We start from the raw sequence: 10054 nt of genomic DNA, 5'->3' as shown, positions 1-10054 counted from the left end.
GGCGGTCTCAAAGCCTTATATATACTTGCTTGCAAGTTTTAGGACGGGTCTATTAATTACAAATGACAAATGACAAATGACGAATTTAAGCGTGTGATTCGCAAACTTGCTCGCCCCGCCACAATTGATATAGCCTTGTCGCTGGCATAGTCATATATAAAACATCACCATCACTGAGGTTGGTTTCTAATAAATCCCAACCATGAAGGGTTTGGTTATTTGTTTCTACATATAAAGGTACACAGTCAGCAGACATTGCTACATCTTTCACCCACTGACCACAAAAGACGTGTGAAGCTGTAATTACAGTTGCAAAAGCCACCCAAAGACTATCGGCTGTGATGCCATTGCCGAGGATGCGTCCCCCTAGTGCAGCAGCAGCAAAAGCTGGGGCTGCCAGTTCAGCCGGACTCAGTACGGCCTCAAAGCCAAATAGCTGTTGTGCTATGCCAGCAAAATCAGGATCGGCATAATGAACAATCACCGGAATACTGGGTGTCAAACCTTTAGCTTTGAGAGCAATTTCCAAATTGGTAGCATCATTGCTAGTAACAGTAATCACTGCGGCGGCAGAGTCTATATTGCTGGCTTTGAGTATTGTGCGGAAACTGGCATCGCCCTGAATGACGGGGATACCCAGTTCGCGGGCGGTATTGATATATTTGTTGTTGGAGTCGGGTTCAACTACTACAACTTCATGTCCGCTGGCGTGGAGTTGCTGAACAATTCTCACGCCAATACCACTCAAGCCACAGACAATGTAGTGATATCGCTGGGGAATTCGGGCTGCATCCCAAAATTGCTTAAAGCGGCTTCCTAAGACAAAATCGGTGAGCATGGCATACCAAATACCAATCACCACTGCTCCAACCAGCATCATCACAACAGTAAATAACTTAATACTGTTAGGAGCATTTTCTACTACTTTGTCATTTCCACCCGCTCCAGTAATCATGCCAACAGAAAAATATAAAGCATCGACAGGAGACAAACTCAACTCAGCCGACATATAGGTGAATGTAGCGATCGCAATAACTGTCAATAGGGCAATAGCACCCATGACTACCGATCGCCCGTGTTCCTGAAACTGCCTAAGATTAGTCATAACTTTCAGCAGTTTTCTAATCAACGATCTCCGGGGAGAACGGATGCGGGGTTGTGTACCAATAATTATGCGATCGCCTACTTGGATCTCTTGGCCAGATATGACAGCTGATACCAAATCCATCTCGCCTTTGACTGGCAAGTAATAAATTAGCATCCGCGATCGGTCTGACCACAATTCACTCAGCTTTCGACCCTTCCAGAAGTGGTTTTGATCGATGTATTCTTCGTGAATTGGCCAAGTTTGCCCAAATAATTTAATTTGTCCGATCGCTTGGTTTCCCAGCGCTGCAAAGGTGAATACGGGTGCAGCTAATCCGACAACACTCATACTCAAGTGGTCTGGCAAACTTTGATCTAGGCGCTCCCCTAAATTTGTATTATAAAAACGGTTGATAATCCGAATTTGGGGATTTAGCACCCGCGCTTGCATCATAATAGACAAATTCAGAGCATCTTTAGATCCTGCGATGACTAAAGTGTCTGCCTGTTGAATTCCTGCTGCTGTCAGGGTAGAAGCTGCTTGTAAATCGCCAACAATCACATCTGGTGCTGTTTCGCCAGGGATAGATTGGTGATGAATGCCAACAACTAAGGCTCCCTGCTGTCTCAGCAACCGAAAGGTTTTATATCCAGTACGTCCTAAGCCACAAACAATAATTCTGGGTTTCATGAAACGGCAGCATCTTTTACAGGTACGGCTGCATTTCTAATTAGTTATCAATATTGTTGCCCACTTTCCTGGAATATAACTGTAGCTGACAACACGATTGTTTTAATTGGGGGCAGGAGATAATACCATTTCACTTTAAGAGGATGTTTGAAAAGTCCTTTTGTTGGTAGCAAAACGTTTTAGATCCCCCTAAATCCCCCTTAAAATGATTATCATTATTATTTAAGCGTATATTCTTGATTTTTGTTGATTAATTTATTCTTTGGAAGTTCTTTATATCCTGACACCAAACTAAGTACAGTTATGGTGCGGCTCTGACGACGTAAAAGCTAAAAATCACTGTCAATAGCTACTTATTTGGCTTTTTTATTGTTTTCATCAAGTTTAATTGGCTCAATTGACTTGCCACTTTCTATCTGAGTCTTCTCCACATATACTTTGCCATTAGGCATAATTGCCCCAGCAAATTTAGCGTTTAGCACATTTGCGCCTTTCAGATTCGCTTTGTACAAATTTGCGCCTTCCAGATTGGCATTTTGCAAATTTGCGCCTTCCAAATTGGCATTTTCTAAATTCGCACCCTTGAGATTGGTGCTAAACAGAATAGCATCTTGCAATTTGGCATCATTAAGATTGACACTACTAAGATTGACACTACTAAGATTGGCCGATCGTAGATCAACTTCATTTAAGTTGAAATTTCTCAAATCCCCACCACTGAAATCACACTCTCGACAATTTTTTGTTCCTAACAACTTGCTCACATTTTCAGCTACCTCTTTTCTCACTGTATATGCTTGAGAAGAACCTTGCCAAAGTTTGATTTCACCTAATGCACTACTAGTGACAAGAGTCTTCCCATCGGGAGTAATAGCGATCGCTTCCACCCAAGCAGCATGATTTTTGAAAATCTGAAGCAAATCCCTATTGCTAACGTTCCAGATATTTACTGTCGAATTCCTAGAACCAGTGAAAAGAGTCTTCCCATCAGGGCTAAAAGCGATACTATCAATAGAACCCGTAGTTCCTGATAGAATATGATGGTTATCTTGAGTATCTTCACCTGCAAAAGGAATCTTCACCTTGTCAAGATTCAAATTCCACAGTTCTAAGCTACCGAGATTTCCGCTGCTAGCTAACATTTGACCATCAGGACTGATGGCAATTGCGAAAACTTTGGGAGATTGTGTCATCACAGTGTCTAGCTGTGTTTTGTTTTTTAAGTCCCAGAGGTCAATTCTGTTCTCTTCATCACTACCAATAGCTAAGATTTGCTTTTGTGGGCTAAAGGAAACAGCATGAACTTTTCCTAAACCTCCAGACAAAGTTCTGACTATGTTACGAGTATTTAAATCCAATATTTTAATGGTTTTTTTAGTTGTTATGTCACCAGCAGTTGGCTTTTCATCGTTGACACTAATTAAAGTTTTATTATCAGAATTAAATGCAATAAACTTAACTTCATTTGCATAATTATCAAAAGTATGTAGCAGTTTTAAGGAATTTAATTCCCAGATTTTTACTGTTTTATCTTCACTAGCAGTGGCGAATTGTTTGCCATCAGGACTAATAGCGACAGAGTTAATAGAACCAGAGCCTTTAGAGAGAGAGAGGGTGTTGAGAATTTGAGCATTTTCTAGACTCCAGACTTTCACCGTTTGTGCATTGCTAGCACTCACAAGGATTTTACTATCCGAGCTAATTGCTAGGGAAGTAATCCACTGAGTAGGGCTGGAAGGTTCAGCAAGGATACGGAGTAATTGAGTATTTCGCCAAGGTTCGGAAGGCAAAGTGTTTTTAGAAGTTGCTTCTGGTGTTGTTGGTTTTTTTGAGGATGATTGAAACTTGAACCAAAACAACAATCCAACAACAGTGACAACTACTGCTAGTAGTGCTGACAATGTTATGGTCTTTCGGGATATTTGCGTTGATGTCATTACTTATCAGGTATCTAATTTGTATTTGATTAATTGATTAAATCACAGGTTAATCTATGGTATGTAACCTATTTATACCATTAAAAGTCTCTCTCGCAAGCTGCCAACCTTCTCTACAAGACCCTACGCGAACGCAAAGGTCATGTAATTTTGGCGTTGCATAAATGCAGGATGAATCAGTTAAATATAGGTATTTTTTCTATACTTTAAGCGGTTAAGTAATAATCTAATTGGGTGTTTAAGCATATCTAGTGGTTTGGAATAGCATAAAGATGTCTGCTAGTTAAAGTCTTCTGTATTTAAAAGTATCATAAGTTACAAAAATTTTAGCGTAGGCGTAGCCCGCCGCAGGCATCGCTCTTTGGGGAAAAACTTTTTAGTTTATTTAAGGGGGACTAAGGGAAATCTTTAAAGACTGTGCACCTTAACCGAGCCGTATTAGGAGGCAGGAGGCAGAGGAAATAAAATAAATAATCTAGAAAAATATGGCAATTTTTGTAGGTTGTGATACGCTATCTGCTTGAGAAGTGTGGAGGAGCCGAAAATGACTAAGCTGCGGGTGGGGTTACTGTTTGGCGGTCGTTCGGGAGAACATGAAGTTTCGATCAACTCAGCACGGGCGATCGCTAAAGCCTTGAGTGCAGACGAAAATGCTAGTAAGTACGAAATACTGCCTTTTTATATCCAAAAAGATGGTCGCTGGCTGGCGGGAGAAGCACCCCAAAAGGTTTTAACCACCGGCACTCCGCTGCTGGAATCGGCAGAATCAACTTCTGAGGGAAATCTGACATCCAACCCTCAAGCCCAAACCTTGAGCAATTGGCAATCTCCCTCTCAAGTTTCCCAAGTAGACGTTTGGTTTCCTATTCTCCACGGCCCTAATGGTGAAGATGGGACAATTCAAGGGTTACTCACTTTGATGCAAGTCCCTTTTGTCGGTTCCGGGGTGTTAGGTTCGGCAATGGGAATGGATAAAATTGCCATGAAAATGGCCTTTGAGCAAGCGGGATTAGCACAGGTAAAATACAAGGCGGTAACTAGAACGCAGGTTTGGTCTAATCCGTGCGTATTTCCGAAACTGTGTGATGAAATTGAAGCAACATTAGGTTATCCTGCTTTTGTCAAGCCTGCTAATTTGGGTTCATCAGTGGGTATTGCCAAAGTGCGATCGCGCCCAGAATTAGAAGCCGCCTTAGATAGTGCTGCCAGTTACGATCGCCGGCTGGTTGTAGAAGCTGGTGTCGTCGCTAGAGAAGTCGAGTGTGCCGTTTTAGGTAACGATCAACCCCAAGCCTCTGTCATTGGAGAGATTACTTATGACAGCGATTTTTATGATTATGAAACTAAATATACTGAAGGATTAGCAGATTTACTGATACCTGCACAGCTTCCAGATGCGATCGCTCGTCAAATCCAGGATATGGCTTTGCAAGCTTTTGCCGCTGTTGACGCTGCGGGGTTGGCAAGGGTAGATTTTTTCTACGTGGAAGCGACACAAGAAGTTTTGATTAACGAAATCAATACCTTACCAGGCTTTACTGCGACAAGTATGTATCCCCAACTCTGGGCCCATAGCGGAGTTCCCTTTCCAGAATTAGTTGATCGGTTAATTCAACTTGCTCTTGAAAAACATTCTCCTAGCTGAGAGAAGAAATAAGCGAACTGATTTTGGATTATTACGGCAAAAAGTCATCATAAATACAGAACTTTGGCAAAATTTAGCCAGATTTTGTAGCATCTGTTTTACAAAAAAGCTACTAAAATCTGAACTTTGTTACGGATACCTGATGCTTGACTCCTCAAGTACAATTTATTGACTAGAGGGGTACAAATCTGAAAGTAATCATGGAAAAAAGTCAGAGTGTACAGCGCGAGCGAACCCAATTCAAAAGGGCTACTCCACAGCTGACAAATAGGAAATCGAGACTAAAAAACAGCTCGAATGTTCTGATATATCTGGTTGCACATCATCCTTGGCTATTGTTAACCGGGTGTTTAGCCATGTTTATGGGAGGTGGAGCCTTTGCCTTATATAGTTTAGGTAATGCTGGGCCCGTGCCACAAGAAGAACCAGAAAGAATCCCAGTTATAGTAGAAGAACCAATCAGTCTGCCCTCTGAGAATAGCAATCCTACACCTTTATGGATGATTGCTGCGATCGTTCTCAGCTGTGGTGGTGGTTCTTTGCTGATTTTCCGAGTGCTTAACCGCACAAAGCAACCACAAAAAGTTCAAAAACAGGTTAATCGCCATCAGGTACGCGTGGCACAGAAGCATCACCAAAAATTGGAACCACAACTTCCTAAGAGTCAGCCAATTTTTGTACCACAGCCACAACTAATGCCTGTTATGCAGATGCAACCAAAAACAAAGCATCTAGTAACTGTTCTACCAGCAGAACACAAGCACCACCTGGATACGCGCACAGAACCTTTAGCAGACTTGATGGATCTTCGTAAAAATAGTTCATTGTCTGCTATTTTACGTCAGTATTAATACTACTGTAAAGTCAAACCCCGTTAAATTAACACTTTTTGCCAATTAGCTTGGCTTAGATTCCCGACTTTCTCTAAGAAGTCGGGAATCTTGTTAGAGCCTATTTATAAAGTAAATCTAAAGACGAGTAGAAAAGGATTGTCGCAAGGATAAGATACTTGATATACGGTGTAATTACATAGTTGCTCATGGGTCGAAAGTCTTACGCCAGAGACTTAGCTCATGTTGAAGTCATACGGCGTACCGCTCAAGAATTTCAGGTTTTGCCTAAGTGTTGGGTAGTAGAAAGAACATGATTGCTGGTTGAACCAGTAGCGTCGCCGAAATTCAGATTATGAATATCTCCCAGTGCAGGAGTGAAGCTGCCATCTATGCCGTTATGACTTGTATTATGTTACTAGTCTAGTCCTCTAAAGATTTACTTGATAAATGGTCTCTATAAATACAATATTATTTTACGTAAAAAAGTAGGAAAGGTGGGAAAAGTAGGATCTTTTGTAGTTTCTCTTGATTAACATGTTGATAAGCTGTAGATTGATACCTAGTAAATAGTCAATAAATATAAAAAAAATGAATATAAAAAAATTTGCATTAATCTATCCTAATAATAGTATTCTTTGAATCCAGATATGTATACACTCTTAAGTGTCTACTTAATGCTAACTAAATGTTTGAACTCTCATCGCATTTTATTGATAAAGCTGAAATTGTCTTATAGACAACTGTTTATGGCTATTTTTGGAGTAGAGCAAATATAATACTTGGCTGAAGATGCATGACAAATTTTCTTAGTGGGTTCGAGTTGCTGCAACACGTCAACCTAGTCCTTCAAAAGCAGCAATTGATAGTTAATCAATATATATCTATTAAGACTATTGCATAATAAAAGTTTCACTAACAAGCCACTTGACAAGAGAAAATTGTAAATTTTTTAATTACAAGGAGTAACTTCATTGCATCAAAGATTAACCGCAAATGTTAAATTGAAGAATAATTCAGCTATTCAGAATTCAGAAGTCAGAATCAATTAGTAGGGGATACTCTATGGCAAGCAAGCTAGAGATCCACCACTGATTGTTCGCCTTTAGCGTTCCCGTTGGCGCAGCCTCTCGTAGAGAAGGGTAGACCACCAAATTGAAAATTTGATGTGGTATTTCACCATTTATTCATCTGCCCTTCGGGTAACGCTCTCTACGAGACGCTACGCGTAGCTTGCTTCTCTGTAAGAGTACGCAGGCTCGCTAACGCTGCGCTAACGGCAGTTGCTCATGGGGGAAACCCCCTTGGCGCTAGCCTCTCCCTTTGGGAGAAGACCGCGCTGCCTCACCACTCGTACAGAATTCATATGCTTATTCTGACGATTGACGCATGTATTCTTTTTTGTCAACACGACTTCAATCAAGACAATGAGCAAGCAACCTTTTAAGTTGCCAAGTTTTTATGTACCTTGGTCGGCACGGCTGAACCCAAACCTAGAAGTGGCACGAGTACATTCTAAAGCTTGGGCTTATGAAATGGGAATTTTGGGTGGGGCAGAGGGATCGGAAGATTATGGAATTTGGGATGAGCGCAAGTTTGATGCCCATGACTATGCACTATTGTGTTCCTATACCCATCCAGATGCCGATGAATTTATGCTCAATCTGGTAACTGACTGGTATGTTTGGGTATTTTTCTTCGACGATCACTTCCTTGAGCTTTACAAGCGTAGCCAAGATATGGAAAGGGCTAAGAAGTACCTCAATGGACTACCAGCGTTTATGCCTGTGCAGCCCCAGCAAACGCGAGCAGAACCTACCAATGCCGTAGAACGGGGTTTAGTAGACCTCTGGACTCGTACCATCCCCAATGCCTCCCAAGACTGGGTAATCCGATTTTCTGAGAGTACCATCAATCTTCTCAAAGAATCTCAATGGGAACTCGCCAATATCAGCCAGAATCGAGTTGCTAACCCTATTGAGTACATTGAGATGCGCCGTAAGGTGGGGGGAGCGCCCTGGTCAGCTAACCTAGTGGAACACGCGGTTGGGGCAGAAATTCCCGCTGCGATCGCCCCGACTCGACCAATGCGTGTCCTCAAAGACACCTTTTCTGATGGGGTACATCTGCGAAATGACATCTTCTCTTACCAAAGAGAAGTGGAAGAAGAAGGGGAAAATGCTAACTGTATCCTGGTTTTAGAACGATTCCTCGATGTCAGTACCCAAGAGGCGGCCAACCTCACTAACGACTTACTAACGTCTAGGGTGCAACAGTTCGAGAACACCTTTGTTACTGAGCTTCCTTCCTTATTCGAGGAATATAGTCTGAGTCCCGATGAGCGTCTGAAAGTAGTCCTATATGCCAAAGGACTTCAAGATTGGCAGTCGGGGGGTCATGAGTGGCACATGCGATCGAGCCGCTACATGAACCAGACATCAGACAAATCTTCTACAGCAAGCTGGCTTTTAGGCGGTCCCACTGGACTAGGCACATCGGCGGCCCGTCTGGGAGCTTTATACGATAGTTTGGGACTGAAACGGTTCAAAAGCTTCACTCATGTCCCCTATCAGCCTGTAGGGCCAGTAACTCTGCCGCAGTTTTATATGCCCTTCTCCACCAGTTTGAATCCTCATTTAGGAGAGGCTCGGCGGCATTCTAAGGAATGGGCGCGTCAAATGGGGATGTTGGACGTACTGCCGGGGATGCCCAACATTTACATCTGGGATGATCACAAATTCGATGTGGCCGACGTAGCTTTATGCGGTGCCTATATTCATCCCAATGGGTCTAGTCCTGAGTTGAATATCACAGCCTGCTGGCTCGTTTGGGGAACCTATGCCGATGACTACTTCCCGGCACTGTACGGCTATAGCCGCAACATGGCAGGGGCAAAAGTTTTCAACGCTCGGCTATCAGCGTTTATGCCCCTTGATGGGAGTCCTATTCCCGTACCAACAAACCCAGTCGAACAGGGTTTAGCAGATATTTGGGCGCGGACGGCTGGGCCGATGACAGCTAATGCTCGTCGCCAGTTTCGTCGTGCGATCGAGGATATGACAGAAAGTTGGTTATGGGAACTGGCTAACCAGATCCAAAATCGCATTCCCGACCCAATAGATTATGTGGAAATGCGCCGTAAGACCTTTGGCTCCGATCTTACCATGAGCCTGTCTCGACTTTCCCAAGGGGACGAGATCCCACTAGAGATTTTCCGCACCCGAACCATGCAGGCAATTGAGAATTCAGCCGCCGACTTTGCCTGTTTGACGAACGATATTTTTTCTTATCAGAAAGAAATCGAATTTGAGGGCGAGATTAATAATGGTGTGCTGGCGGTTCAGAATTTCCTTAACTGCGATATTCCCCACGCTGTCGCCATTGTTAACGACCTGATGACCTCGCGTGCCCTTCAGTTTGAACATATCGTTGCGACTGAACTCCCTATCTTGTGTGACGATTTCGACCTGGATACCAGTGTCCGCAAGAAACTGTACGGATACATCAAGAAACTGGAACAGTGGATGTGCGGCGTACTCAAGTGGCATAGGGCGGTAGACCGCTATAAGGAATTTGAATTGCGGAATAACTCGACAGAAAAGCGGTTGCTTCAAGGTCCCACAGGGTTAGGCACTGGTGCGACCCAAATAAGACCAAGTGTCGGTCAGGAAACAATTCAAACCAATGTTCGGCCTGTGGTGCAGAACTTAGTGAGTGGTCCGACAGGGCTAGGGACTTCAGCTACCAAAATTGGATCGCTATTAGGAACCAGTGACCAGTGACCAACTTTAGCTACCTTGCATTGGATCGTTGTTAGGAACTAAAGGTTTAGCTCAATCTGAGTTCTAATTACAAGCGATCGAAT

The 10054-nt window shown here is 42.9% G+C and carries 5 protein-coding genes and 1 pseudogene; 4 read left to right on the top strand and 2 right to left on the bottom strand.

Annotated features, from left to right (window positions below; all coding sequences use genetic code 11):
* Positions 1 to 85: 85 nt before the first annotated feature.
* Together RMY63_RS15810 and RMY63_RS15805 are read right to left on the bottom strand one after the other, a co-directional pair.
* The gene (locus tag RMY63_RS15810) at positions 86 to 1777 is read right to left on the bottom strand and encodes an NAD-binding protein (protein WP_322729602.1); all 1692 of its coding nucleotides are present in this window, start codon (positions 1775 to 1777) and stop codon (positions 86 to 88) included.
* 353 nt (positions 1778 to 2130) lie between these two features.
* Positions 2131 to 3714, bottom strand: a complete 1584-nt coding sequence (locus RMY63_RS15805) for a pentapeptide repeat-containing protein (RefSeq protein WP_322729601.1) — start codon at positions 3712 to 3714, stop codon at positions 2131 to 2133.
* Between the two features lie 544 nt (positions 3715 to 4258).
* Here RMY63_RS15805 and RMY63_RS15800 point away from each other — a divergent pair.
* The 4 genes and pseudogenes from RMY63_RS15800 to RMY63_RS15785 all read left to right on the top strand — a co-directional run bounded on the left by RMY63_RS15800 (position 4259) and on the right by RMY63_RS15785 (position 9971).
* Positions 4259 to 5359: a D-alanine--D-alanine ligase family protein gene (locus RMY63_RS15800; protein ID WP_322729600.1), complete on the top strand. Its 1101-nt coding sequence runs from the start codon at positions 4259 to 4261 to the stop codon at positions 5357 to 5359.
* Positions 5360 to 5715: 356 nt separating this feature from the next.
* Positions 5716 to 6210 carry a hypothetical protein gene (locus RMY63_RS15795; protein WP_322729599.1) on the top strand — a complete coding sequence of 165 codons (495 nt, stop codon included), beginning with the start codon at positions 5716 to 5718 and terminating at the stop codon, positions 6208 to 6210.
* 218 nt (positions 6211 to 6428) lie between these two features.
* Positions 6429 to 6616: pseudogene (locus RMY63_RS15790) on the top strand (transposase); the annotation flags it as partial.
* A gap of 1000 nt (positions 6617 to 7616) precedes the next feature.
* Positions 7617 to 9971 (top strand): family 2 encapsulin nanocompartment cargo protein terpene cyclase, encoded by a 2355-nt coding sequence (locus RMY63_RS15785; RefSeq protein ID WP_322729598.1) that lies wholly within the window; start codon positions 7617 to 7619, stop codon positions 9969 to 9971.
* Positions 9972 to 10054 lie beyond the last annotated feature (83 nt).

Source organism: Nostoc sp. ChiQUE01b, assembly GCF_034531255.1.
Lineage (GTDB): Bacteria > Cyanobacteriota > Cyanobacteriia > Cyanobacteriales > Nostocaceae > Nostoc.
Note: the sequence above shows the minus strand (reverse complement) of the source record. Positions and strands in the feature narration are given on the sequence as shown.

Bases quoted from the DNA above. Each gene is read 5' to 3' on its own strand.
- RMY63_RS15810 (WP_322729602.1), bottom strand. From the start codon at position 1,777: ATGAAACCCAGAATTATTGTTTGTGGCTTAGGACGTACTGGATATAAA.
- RMY63_RS15800 (WP_322729600.1), top strand. From the start codon at position 4,259: ATGACTAAGCTGCGGGTGGGGTTACTGTTTGGCGGTCGTTCGGGAGAA.
- RMY63_RS15805 (WP_322729601.1), bottom strand. From the start codon at position 3,714: ATGACATCAACGCAAATATCCCGAAAGACCATAACATTGTCAGCACTA.
- RMY63_RS15785 (WP_322729598.1), top strand. From the start codon at position 7,617: ATGAGCAAGCAACCTTTTAAGTTGCCAAGTTTTTATGTACCTTGGTCG.
- RMY63_RS15795 (WP_322729599.1), top strand. From the start codon at position 5,716: ATGTTTATGGGAGGTGGAGCCTTTGCCTTATATAGTTTAGGTAATGCT.